This window comes from Pseudomonas indica NBRC 103045, assembly GCF_002091635.1.
Taxonomy (GTDB): Bacteria; Pseudomonadota; Gammaproteobacteria; order Pseudomonadales; family Pseudomonadaceae; genus Pseudomonas_M; species Pseudomonas_M indica.
In genome coordinates, this window is record NZ_BDAC01000010.1 from 123,535 (window position 1) to 140,977 (window position 17,443).

Annotated in this window: 20 protein-coding genes; 5 read left to right on the top strand and 15 right to left on the bottom strand. The window is 66.5% G+C overall.

The features are described 5' to 3' along the window. Positions 1-8: 8 nt before the first annotated feature. Together PIN01S_RS13755 and PIN01S_RS13760 are read right to left on the bottom strand one after the other, a co-directional pair. Entirely contained in the window at positions 9-950 is a 942-nt protein-coding gene (locus tag PIN01S_RS13755) for an iron-sulfur-binding ferredoxin reductase (RefSeq protein ID WP_084336245.1), read from the bottom strand. After that, positions 943-2,070 (bottom strand): GGDEF domain-containing protein, encoded by a 1,128-nt coding sequence (locus PIN01S_RS13760; RefSeq protein WP_084336246.1) that lies wholly within the window; start codon positions 2,068-2,070, stop codon positions 943-945. The genes PIN01S_RS13755 and PIN01S_RS13760 overlap by 8 nt, the downstream gene beginning before the upstream one ends. A gap of 237 nt (positions 2,071-2,307) precedes the next feature. On the opposite strand from PIN01S_RS13760, the gene PIN01S_RS13765 reads away from it, so the two are divergent. Together PIN01S_RS13765 and PIN01S_RS13770 are read left to right on the top strand one after the other, a co-directional pair. Further along, positions 2,308-3,831, top strand: coding sequence for a fumarate hydratase (locus PIN01S_RS13765; protein ID WP_084336247.1), 1,524 nt, complete (start codon positions 2,308-2,310; stop codon positions 3,829-3,831). A 133-nt stretch (positions 3,832-3,964) separates the two neighbouring features. Next, positions 3,965-4,999: a MerR family transcriptional regulator gene (locus PIN01S_RS13770; protein ID WP_084336248.1), complete on the top strand. Its 1,035-nt coding sequence runs from the start codon at positions 3,965-3,967 to the stop codon at positions 4,997-4,999. 36 nt (positions 5,000-5,035) lie between these two features. On the opposite strand, the gene PIN01S_RS13775 is transcribed toward PIN01S_RS13770, so the two are convergent. Both PIN01S_RS13775 and PIN01S_RS13780 read right to left on the bottom strand, forming a co-directional pair. Beyond that, positions 5,036-5,920: a carbon-nitrogen hydrolase family protein gene (locus PIN01S_RS13775; protein ID WP_084336249.1), complete on the bottom strand. Its 885-nt coding sequence runs from the start codon at positions 5,918-5,920 to the stop codon at positions 5,036-5,038. Continuing rightward, positions 5,917-6,507 (bottom strand): GNAT family N-acetyltransferase, encoded by a 591-nt coding sequence (locus PIN01S_RS13780; protein ID WP_084336250.1) that lies wholly within the window; start codon positions 6,505-6,507, stop codon positions 5,917-5,919. Before PIN01S_RS13780 ends, PIN01S_RS13775 begins: the two co-directional genes overlap by 4 nt. Before the next feature lie 115 nt (positions 6,508-6,622). Between PIN01S_RS13780 and PIN01S_RS13785 the strand changes: the two genes are divergently transcribed. After that, positions 6,623-7,021 (top strand): ketosteroid isomerase-related protein, encoded by a 399-nt coding sequence (locus PIN01S_RS13785; protein ID WP_084336251.1) that lies wholly within the window; start codon positions 6,623-6,625, stop codon positions 7,019-7,021. Positions 7,022-7,204: 183 nt separating this feature from the next. Here PIN01S_RS13785 and PIN01S_RS13790 read toward each other — a convergent pair whose 3' ends face one another. The 10 genes from PIN01S_RS13790 to PIN01S_RS13835 all read right to left on the bottom strand — a co-directional run bounded on the left by PIN01S_RS13790 (position 7,205) and on the right by PIN01S_RS13835 (position 15,015). Next, on the bottom strand, positions 7,205-7,507 hold the full coding sequence (locus PIN01S_RS13790) for a ribbon-helix-helix domain-containing protein (protein ID WP_084336252.1): 303 nt from the start codon (positions 7,505-7,507) through the stop codon (positions 7,205-7,207). A 57-nt stretch (positions 7,508-7,564) separates the two neighbouring features. After that, entirely contained in the window at positions 7,565-8,149 is a 585-nt protein-coding gene (locus tag PIN01S_RS13795; RefSeq protein ID WP_170837202.1) for a DJ-1/PfpI family protein, read from the bottom strand. A gap of 293 nt (positions 8,150-8,442) precedes the next feature. Continuing rightward, a complete protein-coding gene (locus PIN01S_RS13800; RefSeq protein WP_084336254.1) occupies positions 8,443-9,054 on the bottom strand; it encodes a DUF2846 domain-containing protein in 612 nt (203 codons plus the stop codon). Positions 9,055-9,272: 218 nt separating this feature from the next. Beyond that, entirely contained in the window at positions 9,273-10,433 is a 1,161-nt protein-coding gene (locus PIN01S_RS13805; protein ID WP_084336255.1) for a phospholipase D-like domain-containing protein, read from the bottom strand. A gap of 1 nt (position 10,434) precedes the next feature. Then, positions 10,435-11,010, bottom strand: coding sequence for a YceI family protein (locus PIN01S_RS13810; RefSeq protein WP_084336256.1), 576 nt, complete (start codon positions 11,008-11,010; stop codon positions 10,435-10,437). Positions 11,011-11,050: 40 nt separating this feature from the next. Beyond that, the gene (locus tag PIN01S_RS13815) at positions 11,051-11,626 is read right to left on the bottom strand and encodes a YceI family protein (RefSeq protein ID WP_084336257.1); all 576 of its coding nucleotides are present in this window, start codon (positions 11,624-11,626) and stop codon (positions 11,051-11,053) included. Between the two features lie 53 nt (positions 11,627-11,679). Next, positions 11,680-12,018 (bottom strand): amidase, encoded by a 339-nt coding sequence (locus PIN01S_RS13820; RefSeq protein ID WP_084336258.1) that lies wholly within the window; start codon positions 12,016-12,018, stop codon positions 11,680-11,682. Beyond that, positions 12,015-13,124 carry a serine hydrolase domain-containing protein gene (locus tag PIN01S_RS13825; RefSeq protein ID WP_084336259.1) on the bottom strand — a complete coding sequence of 370 codons (1,110 nt, stop codon included), beginning with the start codon at positions 13,122-13,124 and terminating at the stop codon, positions 12,015-12,017. Before PIN01S_RS13825 ends, PIN01S_RS13820 begins: the two co-directional genes overlap by 4 nt. A gap of 71 nt (positions 13,125-13,195) precedes the next feature. Further along, positions 13,196-13,978 carry an oxygen-binding di-iron domain-containing protein gene (locus tag PIN01S_RS13830; RefSeq protein WP_084336260.1) on the bottom strand — a complete coding sequence of 261 codons (783 nt, stop codon included), beginning with the start codon at positions 13,976-13,978 and terminating at the stop codon, positions 13,196-13,198. A 149-nt stretch (positions 13,979-14,127) separates the two neighbouring features. Beyond that, positions 14,128-15,015: an acyl-CoA dehydrogenase middle domain-containing protein gene (locus PIN01S_RS13835; protein WP_084336261.1), complete on the bottom strand. Its 888-nt coding sequence runs from the start codon at positions 15,013-15,015 to the stop codon at positions 14,128-14,130. Between the two features lie 136 nt (positions 15,016-15,151). On the opposite strand from PIN01S_RS13835, the gene olsB reads away from it, so the two are divergent. Further along, positions 15,152-15,907 carry an L-ornithine N(alpha)-acyltransferase gene (gene olsB, locus PIN01S_RS13840; protein WP_084336262.1) on the top strand — a complete coding sequence of 252 codons (756 nt, stop codon included), beginning with the start codon at positions 15,152-15,154 and terminating at the stop codon, positions 15,905-15,907. Positions 15,908-15,925: 18 nt separating this feature from the next. Beyond that, positions 15,926-16,702 (top strand): lysophospholipid acyltransferase family protein, encoded by a 777-nt coding sequence (locus PIN01S_RS13845; protein WP_084336263.1) that lies wholly within the window; start codon positions 15,926-15,928, stop codon positions 16,700-16,702. Between the two features lie 48 nt (positions 16,703-16,750). Here PIN01S_RS13845 and PIN01S_RS13850 read toward each other — a convergent pair whose 3' ends face one another. Continuing rightward, complete coding sequence (locus PIN01S_RS13850; protein ID WP_084336264.1) at positions 16,751-17,335, bottom strand: acyl carrier protein phosphodiesterase; 585 nt, start codon at positions 17,333-17,335, stop codon at positions 16,751-16,753. Positions 17,336-17,443: the final 108 nt, after the last annotated feature.

The window sequence follows — 17,443 nt, forward strand, 5'->3', positions numbered from 1 at the left end:
CGGCGAAGTCAACCGACGCGCGGGAGAAAGACGTCGGCCAGCATCTGGTTGCGCGGCAAGCCGGCGAGATAGAGGCGGCGGGCGAAGGTCTCGACGCGGTCGGGATGGCCGCAGAGTAAGGCGACGGTTTGCCGCGAAACAAGGCGGAATCCGGCCAAAACAGCCGGCAACTCGGCCGGCACGATCAACTCAGCCTGCACCGTCGGATGCTGCCGGGCCAGCGTCGTCAGGGGCTCGGCGAGGTAATGCTCGGCGGCATCATGGGCGAGGTGAATGAGGCGGATGGGGCCTCGGTGATCCTGCCGCAGCGCCTCGCGCAGCACGCCCCAGAGTGGCGCCAGGCCGGTGCCGGCGGCCATCAGGCAGAGCGGCCGCTCCTGCCAGTCGGGATCGTAGTGCAGGGCCCCGCCACGCAGTTCGCCGAGACGCAGCGCATCGCCCGGACGCAAAGCCCGGGCCGCATCGCTGAAGGCTCCGGGCTGGCGGCAGTCCAGATGAAATTCGAGCCAGGGGTCCTCGCCCGGCAGGCTGGCCAGGGAATACGGGCGCGCCACACCCGTAGCCGTCCACAGCACCAGATGCTGCCCTGCGCGATAGGCCAGCGGCTTCTGCGGATGCACGCGCAAACGCAGAACGGTCGGGCTCAGCCAGCCGACTTCCGCCACGTTGGCGGGAAGCCCGTCGCGCAGCGGGTCGAAGACCTCCACCTCGAGGTCATCCACCACCCGGCACTGGCAGGCCAGCCGCCAGCCGTTCTCGCGGCGTGCGGCGTCGAGGGCTTCGGGCTGGGCGTCATCCGGTTCGCCGCGCAGGCAACGCACCAGGCAGGCATGGCAACTGCCGGCCCGGCAGCTGTAGGGAACGGCCACCCCGCCATCGCGCAGGGCGTCCAGCAGGTTGGAACCAGGGGCGACGGTCCAGTGGCGGCCGCCGGCGGACAGCTCAGGCATCGACGCCCTCCCAGGTGGCGTCGCAACGGTTGCGCCCGCCGCGCTTGGCCCGGTAGAGCGCCTGGTCGGCGCGTTGCAAGGCCTCGTCCAGATCATCGCCGCAGTTCAGCAGGGTCATGCCCACCGACAGGCTGAGGTTGTCCACCTGCACCCCCACCGGCTCGGCCTGGCTGAAGGCTTCGCGCAGGCGCTCGCAGCAGGCGGTGCACTGATCGGCATCGGTGTTCGGCAGCAGCAGGACGAACTCTTCGCCGCCATAACGCGCCAGCACGTCGCCGTCGCGCAGGCAGGCCCGCGCCACCGCGGCGAAGGTCTGCAGCACGCGGTCGCCGGCGGCATGGCCGTGGACGTCGTTGATCCGCTTGAAGTAATCCAGGTCGATCAGCGCCAGGCCGAGCTGGCGGCCAGGGGCGAGCTGCCCCAGTTCACGGGCGGCGAGGCGGAGGAAATGGCGGCGATTGAACAACCCGGTCAACTCGTCGGTGGCCACCAGGTCTTCGAGCTGGCGCATCATGCCGCGCAGCGTATCCTGATGCGCCTGCAAGGCAAAGCGCCTTTGCCGCATGCGCTGGCGCAGCGCGTGCACGTAACTGGCGAACAGGCTGAGCCAGACCAGCACCACGAACAGCACGCTGAGCTGCAGCACCGCCAGGCCGGGGTCGTCCAGGGTCATCCGCCAGGCTTCCCACAGGTTCAGCCCGGCGAATCCGAAGAAGGCCGCAGCGGCGCAGCGCACGAAGACTTTCGGCTGCAACTGGAAAACGCCGAACAGCAGGATCAACACGTAGAGCACCAGCAGGGTGCCGCGGCCGATGCTCATCTGCGAGAGAAACCAAGTGTGCCAGGCCAGCGCTACCAGTACCTGGGGCTCGGTCAGGCTGGGATCGCGCAGGCGCAGGTTGCGCCCGCTGCGGAAGATCAGGAAGAAGGTCAACTGGCTGAGCACGACCAGCCCGGTGGTCAGCAGCGCACCGGCCACCGACGCCTGGTAGAGGTCGCTGAACACCGCGACCCAATTCAGCAGCAATCCCAGGCCGTACGTCGCCGCCGCCATGTAGAAGCGCTTCATCAGCAGGCTCTGCAAGGCTCGGCGCTTGCCCCGGTGACTCGATGTGCTCATGGGCTCCGTCCCGTGCTGGCACCTGGCCGCCACTCTACCCCTGTGATCACAAAATGCCTAGATTCCAGAGGAAAAGTCACCGGCCGGATCTGGCGATCACCTACCAAGGTCGACCGTTGGCGGGTGTCCCCGTTACGACGTGCGCGGTATACTGCCGCGCCTTTTTTACCTTGCAAGCGCGCCGGGTCGTGGTCCGGCGCTTCCAGATGTTCCCGTATTCCAGAGGAGCGCGCCCCCGTGACCGTGATCAAGCAAGACGACCTGATTCAGAGCGTCGCCGACGCCCTGCAGTTCATCTCCTATTACCACCCGGTTGATTTCATCCAGGCCATGCACGAGGCCTACCTGAAGGAAGAATCGCCGGCCGCGCGCGACTCCATGGCGCAGATCCTGATCAACTCGCGCATGTGCGCCACCGGCCACCGCCCGATCTGCCAGGACACCGGCATCGTCACCGTGTTCATCCGCGTCGGCATGGACGTGCGCTGGGACGGCGCCACCATGAGCGTCGACGACATGATCAACGAAGGCGTGCGCCGCGCCTACAACCTGCCGGAGAACGTCCTGCGCGCCTCGATCCTGGCCGATCCGGCCGGTGCCCGCAAGAACACCAAGGACAACACCCCGGCGGTGATCCACTACTCCATCGTCCCCGGCGACAAGGTCGAGGTGGACGTCGCGGCCAAGGGCGGCGGCTCGGAGAACAAGTCGAAGATGGCCATGCTCAACCCCTCCGACTCCATCGTCGACTGGGTGCTGAAGACCGTTCCGACCATGGGTGCCGGCTGGTGCCCGCCGGGCATGCTCGGCATCGGCATCGGCGGTACCGCCGAGAAGGCCGCGGTGATGGCCAAGGAAGTCCTGATGGAGCCCATCGACATCCACGAACTGAAGGCCCGTGGCCCACAGAACCGCATCGAGGAACTGCGCCTGGAGCTGTTCGAGAAGGTCAACCAGTTGGGCATCGGCGCCCAGGGCCTGGGCGGCCTGACCACCGTACTCGACGTCAAGATCATGGATTACCCGACCCACGCCGCCTCGCTGCCGGTGTGCATGATCCCCAACTGCGCCGCCACCCGTCACGCCCACTTCGTGCTCGACGGCTCCGGTCCGGCCAGCCTGGAAGCGCCGCCGCTGGACGCCTACCCGGAAATCGTCTGGGAAGCCGGCCCGAGCGCGCGCCGCGTGGACCTCGACACCGTCACCCCGGAAGACGTGCAGAGCTGGAAGCCGGGCGAGACCCTGCTGCTCAACGGCAAGATGCTCACCGGCCGCGACGCCGCGCACAAGCGCATGGTCGACATGCTGAACAAGGGCGAGCCGCTGCCGGTGGACCTGAAAGGCCGCTTCATCTATTACGTCGGCCCGGTCGATCCGGTCGGCGACGAAGTGGTCGGCCCGGCCGGTCCCACCACCGCCACCCGCATGGACAAGTTCACCCGCCAGATTCTCGAGCAGACCGGTCTGCTCGGCATGATCGGCAAGTCCGAGCGCGGCCCCATCGCCATCGAGGCGATCAAGGACAACAAGGCCGTTTACCTGATGGCCGTCGGCGGCGCCGCGTACCTCGTGGCCCAGGCGATCAAGAAGTCCAAGGTGCTGGCCTTCGAGGAACTCGGGATGGAAGCCATCTACGAGTTCGAAGTGAAGGACATGCCGGTGACCGTGGCCGTGGATACTAACGGCGAATCGGTACACATCACCGGCCCGGCGATCTGGCAGAAGAAGATCGCCGAGAACCTGGCGGTGGAAGTGAAGTAAAAAAACCGCCTCGCGACACGACAAACGCCCCGACCCGTTCGGGGCGTTCGTTTTTCCGCGGTCGGAAAAGAACGCTTGACCCTCACGCAACGTGAGGCCCGAGGATGGCAACGCTCGAAGGGAGGACACATCGATGAACCTGCGCGTGGGCGAACTGGCCCGACGCAGCGGCCTGACCGTCAGGACCCTGCACCATTACGACAGTATCGGCCTGCTCCGCCCTTCGGCACGCTCCGAGGCCGGCTACCGGCTCTACGGCCGCGCGGACATCGCGCGCCTGCACCAGATCCAGGCGTTGCGCGGTCTGGGCGTCTCGCTGGCGGACATCGGAGCGATCCTGGACCGGCCGGACCTGTCCCTTCCCCATCTCGTCGAGCAGCAGATCCGTCTGCTGGATCGGCAGATCGCCCAACAACGCCTGCTGCGCGAACGACTGGCGCAGTTGCACGGGCAGTTTCGCGACGGGGAAGAGCCGGCGCTGGCCGACTGGCTGACCACCTTGGAAATGATGACCATGTACGACCGCTACTTTTCCCCGGAAGAACTCGCCGCGCTGCCCTTCTATCAGGACGGCGCCACCAAGCGCGAGGAATGGACCGCTCTGGCCCGCGAGGCGGAAGCCCTCATGCGCCAGTCCGCATCGCCACGCAGCGAAGCCGCCCAGGCCCTGGCCCGGCGCTGGATGTGCGCCCTGGAACGCGACACGGCGGCGAACCCAGCCTGGCTGATGAAGCTCAACGACATGCATGCCCACGAAGACTCGTTGCAGGCGCAACTGGGCATCACGTCGGCGATCGGCGCGTTCATCATGACGGCCTTCGCCGAGAGCCGGCTGGCGCTGTACGAGCGCTACCTGTCGGCCGACGAGATGACCTTCATGCGGGGGCACTATGCGCAACGGATGCAGGCATGGCCGGCGCTGCTGGCGGACTTGCGCCAGGCGCTGGATGACGGCATGGCAGCGGACAGCCCACAGGCGCGCCAACTGGCCGGACGCTGGCTGGAACTGTTGCGCGGCTACGCCGGCGACGACCCCGAGACGCACCGGAAAATCCGCCTCGCCCATGAGCGCGAACCGAGCCTGAACGAAGGCACCTGGACGACGCCGGCGTTGCTCGCCTATCTGGGACAGGCCGTCGCCACGCTGCAGGCCGACGCCGGGCGCTGATCCACAAGAACCGCCGGGCGCCCGCCGCCCGGCTCTTCAGCGTAATCGCAACACCCCGTCCGCGAACTGCTCCGGCCAGTCGCGGCGGGTGAACACTTGTCCGTGCTCGCGCACCCGGCGCACTTCGTCGAGATCGAGATCGGCGATCAGCCACTGGCTGCCGGCCGGGCAAAGCTCGGCACTCGATGCCGCCACACCATCCGCAGGCATGCCGTAGTCCGGTGGGACATAGAGCCCGGCGCGGCCGATGTTCTCGTCCAGCGCTGGCGACCAGGGCGCCAGCCCCACGGTGGGCGACTGCAGCACGGCGATCTGGTTTTCCAGCGCCCGCGCCTGGCAACCGATACGCACCCGGTGGAAGCCGGCCTCGGTATCGGTGCAACTGGGCGCCAGGATCAGGTCGGCGCCGCCCTCGGCCAGGCGCCGGGCGAGCAGCGGGAATTCGTTGTCGTAGCAGATCAGGATGCCCAGCCGCCCGAGGTCGGTATCGAACACCCTGAGCCCCTCCCCCGCCTCGATGCTCCATTGCTCGCGCTCGAAGCGGGTCATCATCAGCTTGTCCTGATGCCCCAGGCAGCCGTCCGGCCCGAACAGCCAGGCGCGGTTGCGGTAGCGACCATCCGGGTCGCGGACCGGCGCCGAGCCCGGTTGCAGGTAAATGCCCAGTTCGCAGGCAATATCCGCACAGAGCGCCTTCCAGCCCTCCAGCAGCGGCTGGATACCGGCGATGGACGCCAGCAGATCGCCACGCTGCGCCGTCGGCAATTGGCCGCTGAGCACCAACCCGGCGTATTCCGGCAGGAGCAGCAGCCGGGCGCCCTGCCCGGCCGCCTGGCGACAAAGAGCCCGCAAATGCTCGGCGTAGGAATCGGCCGTCTCGAACAACTCGATGGCGTACTGGCAGGCGGCGACCCGGATCATGCGTTCAACTCTTTCAGCCAGAAGGACATGGGCTTGGCGCTTTCCTCGGCATCGCCCAGGTCCCGCCAATGGTATTCGGTGCGCAGCTCGGGGTGATGGCGATAGCCGCGCTTTTCCCAGAAGGTATTCAGCGGCTGGTAGCCGGCGGGTCGATGCGGATGATCGGCAGGCCGCTCGACGGCGCAGAACGCGCACCAGTCGAAACCGCCGAGGCGACGGGCATAGCCCTCGCGCTCGACGAAGAAGAGCACGCCCAGCCCCGAGCCACGGTATGCCGGCAACAGCACCGACTCGCCGAAATAGAAGATTCGCTGCGGGTCCCAGCCCCGTTCGAGGAACGGTCGCTTGAATTCGTCCGTCTCATCGGCCATCGGCAAGCCGGTGGACGCACCGACCACCTGCCCGCCGTCCAACGCCAGGACAAACAGGCTCCGCGCCGAGCGGGCGTAGGTGCTCAGGTAGTTCGCCTCGTATTCCGCAGTGCCGTCATAGAGGTACGGAAACTCGCGGAACACCTCGATGCGCAGCCGCGCCAGGTCGGTTATGAACGGTTCGATGGCCGAACCGTGAAGCAGGTGGATATCCATGAAAAAAACGTCGTTTTGTTGGCGTAAATGACGTGGATGGCAATGTCCCATCTGAGCGGAAAACCTATCATGGCCGCCATCGTCCGGTTTAACCCTTTGCGACAGGAACCATCGCATGACCACCACCGAGCTGATCCACGCTTACTACGCCGCCTTCAATGCCCATGACATGCCGGCCTTCCTCGCCCTGCTCTGCGACGACGTCGTCCATGACATCAACCAGGGCATGCGGGAGACGGGGAAGCCGGCGTTCAGCGCCTTCATGGACAAGATGAGCCGTTGCTACAAGGAGCGCCTCAGCGACATCGTGGTGATGACCAACGGCGACGGCAGCCGCGCCGCGGCGGAGTTCGTGGTGCATGGTCAATACCTGGTGGACGACGAAGGCCTGCCGCCCGCCACCGGCCAGACCTACGAACTGCCGGCCGGCGCCTTCTTCGAGATCCGCAACGGCAAGATCGCCCGCGTGACCAACTACTACAACCTGATGGACTGGATCGCCCAGGTCGATTGAGGCCCTCCCCAACGGAGCCTCGCCGGGCGATTGAATTCGCCCCGACACCGATGGCCTGCCCCACGTGGAGGGCCGGAAAATTGTAGGAGCGAGCTCTGCTCGCGAAACGGGCAGCACAAGACACGCAACCGTAGGGGCGAATTCATTCGCCCGACAGAGCCTCGCCGCCGCACGAACCGACCGCTACGCCAACGCCCGTGGTTTCGGTAGCTCATGCACGCTGGCGCGTCGCTGGGCGAGATAGCGGGTGCAGCTCACCCGCAGGAAGGATGCGAAATTGACCACTTCGCCACGGTAGTCCATCACCTCGTCGTACAGCTTGGTGATCAACTGGTTGGTGGTCATGCCGTCCACTTCGGCGATTTCCCGCAGGATGTCCCAGAACTGATTCTCCAGGCGCAGGGTGGTGACCACCCCACGGATGCGCAGCGAGCGCGAGCGGGACTCGTAGAGAATCGGGTCGGCCTTTACATAGAGTTCACACATTTCGATCTCCGAAACCGGCTGCCCGGCGCGTATCGGTCGCGCCGGGTGCCGCGACGACTACAGGTCGATGCGGGTGCCGAGCAGTTCGAGGAACTTCGCCAACCACGCCGGATGCGCCGGCCAGGCCGGCGCGGTGACCAGATTACCCTCGACGTGGGCCTGGTCCACCGGAATATCCACGTAGTCGCCACCAGCCAGCCGCACCTCCGGGGCACAGGCCGGGTAGGCGCTGCAGGCACGGCCCTTGAGCACACCGGCGGCGGCGAGCAGTTGGGCGCCGTGGCAGACCGCCGCGATGGGTTTCTTCGCCGCATCGAACGCCTTCACCAGCTCGATCACCGTGGCGTTCAGCCGCAGGTATTCCGGCGCCCGTCCCCCCGGGATCAGCAACGCATCGTAATCCTCGGCGTGCACACCGGCGAAGTCTGCGTTCAGGGCGAAGTTGTGTCCCGGCTTCTCGCTGTAGGTCTGGTCGCCTTCGAAGTCATGCACCGCCGTGCGTACGCTCTGCCCGGCCTTTTTGTCCGGACACACGACATGCACAGTATGCCCCACCATCTGCAGTGCCTGGAACGGCACCATGGTCTCGTAGTCTTCGGCGTAGTCGCCGACCAGCATCAGAATCTTCTTCGCAGCCATGATCTGTCTCCTTGATGGATGGGGAACGCACGGATCATCGCGCGCCGCCCCGGGCAGCGGGTAATAGCGTAGTACTACAACGGCGGATGGCCGATTGGCCGCGACGGGTGGAGCATGGGCTACGAATCGGTTGTAGGGGCGAATTCATTCGCCCGGCGAGGGTTGGGTTGGACGAATGAATTCGCCCCTACAGAAGCGGCCGCTGTTGTGTGGGCAGATTCATCCGCGAATGGCGAAGCAGCGGTGTATCCGGGTTCGCGAATGAATTCGTTCCCACACTTCTCCGCCCGTAGCCCTCAGATACCGATCTTGTCCAACGCCCGCCCCACGCTGCGCCAGAAGCCACGCTGCGGTCGCGGTTTCTTGTCGCCGTTGGCGGCGATCTGCTCGAAAGGTTGCACCTGTCGGGTCGCGGCGAGTTCGCTCAGCGCGAGGCTTTCCGATACCAGTTGCAGCGGGCCATCGCCCTGGTTCGGCTTGCCGTTGGCCGGGGGTGGGTTGAGTTCGTCGTAGCGCAGGTAATAGGCGCTGCCCGCCTCGGTCTCCAGGCTGAAACTGGCGATACGGGTGAAATCCAGCGGGCCGTCGGCAAACAGGGTCCAGAAGCTGCCGAACAAGGGACGGCGCATTTCCAGCTGATAGCCGGCGGCCTCGAACTCCAGCACCAGGTAACCATTGCTCGGCAGGCTGCCGATCAGGTTGTTGTTGATGAACAGCCCGGGGGCTTCCAGCTCCTGGTCAGCCCAGTCGCTGCGCGGCCGATACAAGTAGACCAGTGCATGCTGCCCGTCGCTCGGCGTGTGGGCCTGGAAGGCCGGCCCGTCGGTTTCGCCGAAAAAGGCACCGGGGGTCGAACAACCAGCCAGGACAACCAGCAACGGCAGGACGAACAGCAGGCGACTGCGCATGCGCGCTTCCCTCTCAAGAGCGTGTTCAAAGTCTCGCGAGCTAGAGCCATGCAAGGCGAAAACAGGCGAGGACGCGGAGTTTACGAACTGTAAATGAGCAGTCCGAGCCTGTTTTCAACGCAGCAGGGCCGACGCGCAGCAGACTTTGAACAAGCTCTTCGGGTTATGCGCCGAGCATATCCATCGCCACCCACCACGGCACCCGACAAAAGTGTGGGTCAGCCGCGGCGGTCGAGCAGGTTTACCACCAGCCGGTCCAGCCAGCCCCACAGGCGCTGTTGCAGACGCCGCCACCACGGCCGCGCCCGCCACAGCTCCAGGCTGACTTCGCGGCTCTGGCCGAAATCCTCGATGAAGCTCGCCACCACCGTCTGGGTCAGGTTCGGGTCCATGGCCTCCAGGTTGGCCTCGAGGTTGAAGCGCAGGTTCCAGTGATCGAAGTTGCACGAGCCGATGCTGACCCAGTCGTCCACCAGCACGATCTTCTGGTGCATGAAGCGCGGCTGGTACTCGAAGATCCGCACCCCGGCCTTGAGCAGCCGTGGGTAATAGCGCTGGCCGGCGTAGCGTATCGGCGGATGGTCGGTGTGCTGGCCGGTGAGCAGCAGACGCACGTCGATGCCCTGCGACGCGGCCTTGCGCAGGGCGCGACGGACCTTCCAGGTCGGCAGGAAATAGGGCGTGGCCAGCCAGATACGCTCTTTGCTGCCGCGCAGGGAACGGATCAGCGATTGCAGGATGTCGCGGTGCTGGCGGGCATCGGCATAGGCCACCCGGCCCAGTCCCACACCCGCCGGCGGATACGGCGGCAAGCGCGGCAAACCCAGCGGGTACTGCGGTTTCCACGCCAGACGCGCCAGGCAGGCCAGCCACTGGCGCTCGAACAGTTGCTGCCAGTCGGCCACCAGCGGGCCGGCGATTTCCACCATCACCTCGTGCCAGGTGCTTTGCTCCGCGCCCGGCGTCCAGAAGTCGTCGGTCACGCCGGTGCCGCCGATGAAAGCACGGGTGCCGTCCACCACCAGCAGCTTGCGATGGTCGCGGAACAGGTTGCGCAAGCCTCGCCGCCAGCGCAGCGGGTTGTAGAAGCGCAGTTGCACCCCGACGTCCAGCAGGCGCTGGCGCTCCGCCGGGGTGAAGGCGAGGCTGCCGAAATCGTCGAACAGGCAGCGCACCTGCACGCCACGCCGGCCAACCCGGCAGAGCACGTCCAGCAAGGCGTCGAGACAGGCCCCCGCCTCGACCAGGTACAGCTCCAGCTCGACCTGGCGCTCGGCAGCCTCGATGGCCTCCAGCATGCGCGGGAAGAACACGGGCCCGTCCACCAGCAATTCGAAACGATTGCCGCCCCGCCAGGGAAAGATCGCGCCTCGACGCATGTCAGCGGGCGGTGAAGATCAGCACCGCGCCCACCGGCACGGACAGGCTGATGGCGGGAAGCGCGGCCGCCTCGCGCAATGCCTCGACGCCCGGCGCCAGACCGAAATCGTCGGCATGCAGCACCAGTGGCGCCAGGGTCACGACCTGGAAGCGGCGGTCGTCCAGGCGGGTCGCCAACAGCTCCGCGTCCAGGCGTTTTTCCTTCCCGTGCAGACGCAGGGTCAGCGGCAGGCGCAGCTCCAGTTGCGCGCCGGGCGCCAGGTCGGTGATCGGCCCCAAGGCGAGCTGGGCCTCCACCTCCGCCTCGGCGAAGCGCCGGGTATCGAACAGCAGGCTGCGCATCCGCTCATCGCGCAACGGAATGCCGGTGCTCACCGACTCCAGCTCGACGCGCAAACGCGCACGGCCCTGGTCATCAACCTTGCCGTGCAGCGTGAGAAACCGGTGCACCTCGGAGAAATTCACGGCCTTGGTGGAGATGAACGACAGCCGCGACGATTCGTTATCCAGATACCAGCTGGCATGGGCGGTTGCGCTGACCGAGGCAGCCAGCGCAAGAGCTAACAGCTTTCGCATGAACGCTCCCTGTGGAAAGGAATCTGCGCACCATAGCGGTTCAGGGCTGCCGCTGGAAGTTCAGCACCGCGAAGACCGGCACCTCCGGCGTGATCGACGGCACGCTGGCGATGGCCTTGAGCTTTTCCAACCCATCGATCAGGGCGAAATCGTCGGCCTTGATCACCAGGGGTTCGAGCAGGGTCACCTGGAGGCGCTCCTCGCCCAGGCGACTGACCAGCACCTCGGCCTTCAGGCGCCGCTGCTGGCCGTGCAGGTCGAGCTGGAACTCGAGGTTCTCGATCTGCGACGCGCCCACGGCCAGTTGCTCCCAGACCGCCAGATCGACCTGGCTGGACACCTCCGCCTGGGGAAAGCGCTCGGTTTCGAACAGCGCCTCGCGAGTGCGTTCGTCGCGCAGGGCGAGTCCGGTGTCGAGACCGCTGAAGGGAATGACGACACGCGCCAACCCCTGGCCGTCGACCGTCCCGGAGAGTTCGGTGAAGCGCTGCACATCAGCCATATCGCCGCGCTTGACCGAGACGAAGCTGATCCGCGACAGCTTGGGGTCCAGTTGCCAGTCGGCCAGCACCCAGGAAGCCGGCAGGAATGCCAGGAGAAAAACCAATGCGCGCATGACTACTCCGCGAGGCGGGCAACACGGCGCCGCCTGCGAAGACGCCGCGCCCGTCAGGATTCGGGCAAATCGTCCGCCTCCGGCAGCAGGCGGCAACCCTGACGCGGGCCGAGCCAGGCGGCGGTATGCGTACGGCCGAGGCCACGAGCGGTCACCCGCTTGCCGGCCTGGTCGTCGTGAAACGCGCTGATCGGCACGTACTGTTGGGTATAGGCCCGGCAATAGTCCGCCGAGTTCCCGCTGACGTAGCGACAGGAACAATATTCCTTCGCCGTGTAGGCACCGATGATGTCCGGGAAGGCCGCTAGGTGGGTGCGGTTCTGCCAGCCGAGCAGGCTGAGCACCGCTACCAGCAGAACCAGCAGGCTGAGGAACGGATGGCGACGGATCATTGCCCGGTCTCCCTGGCGAAGGCGGCGACGGCCCGCTTGAGGAATTCGTCATGGCGGTAGCTGGCGTCGCGGTCGTCGGCGTAGCGCACGATCACCAGTCGTGCGGCGGGCAGCACGTACAGCGCCTGGCCCCAGTGGCCGAGGGCGGCGAAGGTGTCTTCCGGCGCGTTCGGCCAGGGTTTCCCGGCACCGTCCCGCCGCGCGTTGAGCCACCAGTGGCCGCCGGGCACCGCTTCATCCTCCAGCGGTCGGTAGCTCGGCGCGGGGGTGCGGTTGAAGGCAACCCAGTCGCGCGGCAACAGTTGCCGGTCGTGCCAGCGTCCGTCGCGCTGCATGAGCAGGCCGACCCGCGCCAGATCACGCGCCGTAAGGTAGGTGTAGGACGAACCGACGAAGGTGCCGGCGGCATCGGTCTCCCATACGGCGGAACGGATGCCCAGTGGCTCGAACAGCGCGGTCCAGGGGTAGTCCGGGTAGGCTGCGGCGCCGACCACGCCTTTCAGAGCGGCGGCCAGGACGTTGCTGTCGCCGCTGGAGTAGCGGAAATGCTGGCCCGGCGGCACTTCCTGGGCATGGGCGGCGGTGAACGCGGCCATGTCCGTGCGCCCTTGGGTGTAGAGCATCGCCACCACCGACGATTTCACCGGCGCGTACTCGTAGTCTTCCTGCCAGGCCAGCCCGGAGGACCAGTTGAGCAGGTGCCGCAGGCTGACCTGCGGGTGAGCGCTGAACGCCGGATAGTAGCGGGCCGCCGGGTCGTCGAGGCGGAAACGTCCCTCGCCGTAGGCCACGCCGAGGACGCTGGCGAGCAGGCTCTTGCTCACCGACCAGGTCAGGTGCGGCGTGTCGGCACGGGTCTCGCCGGCATAGCGCTCGTAGATCAGCTCACCGTCGCGGATCACCACCACCGCATCGCTGCGCACACCCAGGCGAGACACCTCGTCACGCTCGGGGAAGGCATAGGACTCGAAGGCGGCAAGGGCCTCGCCCGTCGGCGTGGCGCCGCGGGGCCAGTCGTCATCGGGCCAGGCTTCGGCGAAAGCCTGCGCGGCACCAATGACGAAGCAACCGGCAATACCAAGGAGAAGAGAGAACGGTCGGGGCATCGAAGGACTCCTGTCGGAGGCGAGACCCTAGCATGCCCTCATGACGGAAACGCGAAAGCGACGCCCGTTTTTCAGGGCGCCCGGTAATCGTCGGAACTCATCAGGTCGATGCCACACTCCAGACCTTCGATCCAGTACAGGAAGGCGCTGATCATTTCCTTGCCGACGAAGGGCCGGCCGTGCTGCGGCACGATCATCTCCACATCCATGCCGCGCACCATCTGCGCCCACAGCCGGGCGACCTTGTTGCTGGCCATGTAGCGACGGTGGAAGCCTTCCATGCTCGGCACATGGCTGGCGAAATCGCGTACCGGGTCGGCGTCATCCACCATGGAAGCGCCCATGTCGCCGGAAAAGAGAATCTTGCTCACCGGATCGTAGAGCTGGAAGTTGCCCACCGAATGGAGGAAGTGCGCCGGTATCGCCTTCAACTGGCACTTGCCCAGGGAGAACTTCTGCCCACGGTCCGGCAGGGCGATGATCCGGTCGTAGGTGGAGATGCCATGGCTGATGGCCAGGTAGTTGGCGGTCAGGTGCGGCAGGAAGCGCGCCCACAGCTTGGAACAGATCACCCGGGCGCGCGTATGCAGCAGCCACTTGTCCAGAGAGGCGATGATGTCCGGGTCCTGGTGCGAGGCGAAGATGTAGGTCAGGTCCTGCACCGGGATGTGCTTGGACAGCTCCAGCGACAGGGGTGTGTAGGTGAGATCGCCGCCCGGATCGAGCAGCAGGTACTCGTCATGGTCGATGATCAGGAACTGGTTGGACTGCACGCCGTCGCCACTGACCAGGTCATCGAACATCAGGCATTGATGGCTGCCGTTATCGAACAGCATGATGGGTTCGCGTCGCATGGAAACCTCTCAGAAAAGAGCGACGCTAGGTATATGCGCTCCGCGCCAGACCCTCACTGACCTGGATCAACGAGATATGTCTTTAGAGGTATATGCGAGGAGCATCAGGCAGCTTTCGTGACCGCCACAACATTTCAATGACCGATCGGTCATGCCATGCCCAGGCTTGCCAGGGCCTTCTCCAACCGCCGGGCACGGGGGCCGCTGGCAATCGACAGCAGGTCGCGATCCCGTGTCCAGAGCGCTGCCCAACTCTGCGCCCCGCTGGCAAAGGCCGCATCGAGCACCGGCCTGAGCGATTCGAATTGGGCGAACAGGCCGGCCAGCAGGACATGGCTGGTCGGCGCCCCGGCGCTCTGCCGGGCCACCTCGGCACAACCGGCAAGCAGGGCGCCGAGGCGCAGCAGCAGGTCGCGCGGCCAGGCGCTCTCCAAACCTACCCCGTACAGCCAGGCACAGAACGCGGCCAGCACGTGGGTATCTTCCAGCGTACGGAACGGCTTGACGTAGGCGTCCCAGCCGTCGCCCGCCAGCCGCTCGCAGAGGACGTTGTCGAGATGCAGGCGGGCATGGCCGATGTCCGGCATCAGCGGCAGTGCCGGCAAGGGCTCGATGCGTACGCCCGGCGCCCCGCTGTAGAGCACGCACAGCGCCAGTCGCGGCGGCTCCCCGGGCGCCTCTTCCCGCGCCGCGACCAGCAGCCAGTCGGCCGCCTCGGCGGCGGTGACGAAGTCCTTGCGCCCCGTCAGTTTCAGGTCCTCCAGGCGAGTCGCAAGGTCCGCCGGCCGGGTGCTGCGCTGCTCGGTGACGCAGAGCGCCCCCAGGCTCGCCGGGGCCGAAGGCCAGAGCGCGCGCAACGCACCCTGGTAGCCGGCGAGAAAGGCCAGACCCGGCGTGGCCGCCAGACGACCGCCCAGCAGCGCCATCTCCAGCGGCCCGACGTTGCCGATGCGCTCCAGCAAGGCGGCGAACCAGTCGTCCAGGGCGGTCATCGCGGGTAGGCGTTCGGCGGGGCCGAGCACGGATTGCCAGGGCATGGCGGTCTCCTGAAAAGGTCGTCACATAAGCATCACCGAACCGTCACGGAGGTGACACCGGGTCTGCCTAGCCTGAGCTTGCACAACAAAGTCGACCGGCTGCAACCACCAGAAAGGCCGGCTCACGGAGGCTCATATGACCCAGATCGCCCTCACCCGCCAGCCCACCCCGGAACGCCGCCTGCAAGCCGAACGCCTGCTCGGCACCGCCGCACTGCGAGAAGCCCAGGCCCTGCGCTACCAAGTGTTCAGCGCGGAATTCGACGCCAAGCTCAAGGGCGCCGAGCAGGGTCTGGACCTCGACGATTTCGACGAACACTGCGCCCACATCGGCGTACGCGACCTGAACAACGGGCGCCTGGTCGCCACCACCCGCCTGCTCGACCATCGCGCCGCAGCCGGCCTGGGCCGCTTCTACAGCGAAGAGGAATTCAACCTGCATGGCCTGTTGCAGCTGCAAGGGCCGGTGCTGGAAATCGGCCGCACCTGCGTCGACCCGGCCTACCGCAACGGCGCCACCATCGCCGTGCTCTGGGGCGAACTCGCGGAAGTGCTCAACGAAGGCGGCTACCGCTATCTGATGGGCTGCGCCAGCATCCCCATGCAGGACGGCGGTATCCAGGCCCAGGCGATCATGCAGCGCCTGCGCGAACGCTACCTGTGCACCGAACACCTGCGCGCCGAGCCGAAGAACCCGCTGCCGCCGCTGGAGCTGCCGGGCAACGTCATCGCCGAGATGCCGCCGCTGCTCAAGGCCTACATGCGCCTGGGTGCGAAGGTGTGCGGCGAACCCTGCTGGGACCCGGACTTCCAGGTCGCCGACGTGTTCATCCTGCTCAAGCGCGACGAGCTGTGCCCGCGCTACGCCCGTCACTTCAAGGCCGCGGTCTGACCCGCGCCGGGAGCCCCGATGAAGCGACTCCGCCTCTACCTCCGCATCGCCCGCCTGCTCGCCGTGATCGGCCTCGGCCTGGTCCTGGCGGGCTGGGTGAGCCTGCTCGAACGCCTGCGCCGCCACGACCTGATGCCGCTACGCCAGCGCCTGACCCGCTGGTTCCTCGCCCGCCTCGCCGCCGCCCTGCCGTTTCGCGTGAGCGTGCACGGCCAACTGCCGGACCGGCCGATGCTCTGGGTAGGCAATCACGTGTCCTGGACCGATATCCCGCTGCTCGGCGCCCTGGCGCCGTTGTCGTTCCTCTCGAAAGCCGAAGTCCGCGCCTGGCCGCTGGCCGGCTGGCTGGCGCACAAGGCCGGCACCCTGTTCATCCGCCGCGGCTCGGGCGACAGTAACCTGGTCAACCGCCAGCTCGCCCGCCACCTGCACCAGAAGCGGCATTTGGCGATCTTCCCGGAAGGCACCACCACCGATGGCAGCCGCGTGCGTACCTTCCATGGCCGCCTGCTGGCCAGCGCCATCGAGGCCGGCGTAGCGCTGCAGCCGGTGGCAATCGGTTATCGGCACGGAGCCGGACGGGATACCGAAGTCGCTCCGTTCATTGGCGACGATGACCTGCCGTCCCACCTGCTACGCCTGCTGAAGGCCGATCTCATCGAGGTGGATATCCACCTGCTGGCGCCCATCGAAAGTCACGGCCTGGAGCGCGGCGCCCTCGCCCAGCGCGCCCAGCAGGCGGTGCATGACGCCTTGTTCGGCATCCCGGAAGACAGGCTGCGCGACGTCGCCTGATGCGCCTTCCCATAGCCCGGATTGGCCTGAGCCAATCCGGGACACCGCTCAGCGCAACGCCTGCCCTTGCGCATCGACGAAGCGCTGCAGCTCCGGATAGAAGCGCTGGAAGTCCTCGCTCAGCGGCTCGTACAGCCGCTCCAGCATGGCCATCCCACCCGCCAGCAGTTGTGGCCGCGACAGACGCCGCCCCATGCCGGCGATGACCTGCTCCAGCACGGCGAATTCGCGATAGCTGCCCAGCCAGTCCTGGGCGGCCATGCGCGGCGCGATCAGCGCCAGGCGCTCCGGCAGGCGCGCCTCGCCGGCGAGCAGCCGGTAGACACGCGCGGTGAAACGGTCCAGCGGCTCATCGGAGAACTGGTTCCAATCGCGCGCCAGGCAATGATCGAAGAACACGTCGAGCAGAATTCCGGCCAGGCGCCGCCGCTCCTGTGGAAAGCGCGCCTTGGCCCGCTCGATCAGCGGATGCGCATCGGTGAAGGCATCGATGCGCCGGTGCAGGCGGATGCCCGCCTCGATGTCCGCCGGCCAGCGTCCGTCCAGCGGACCTTTGACGAAGTCGCCGTAGAGACTGCCGAGCAACGTGGCCGGAGCGTCGCCGCCAAGGTGAAGGTGGGCCAGGTAATTCATGGAGCGAGCTTACCCCATTCCTCCTATCGAAACCGTCGATGACGACTATCGCTCTCTTTGATCGGTATATCGCGATAGGCCGATATACAGTTCGCTCCATTGCGATTC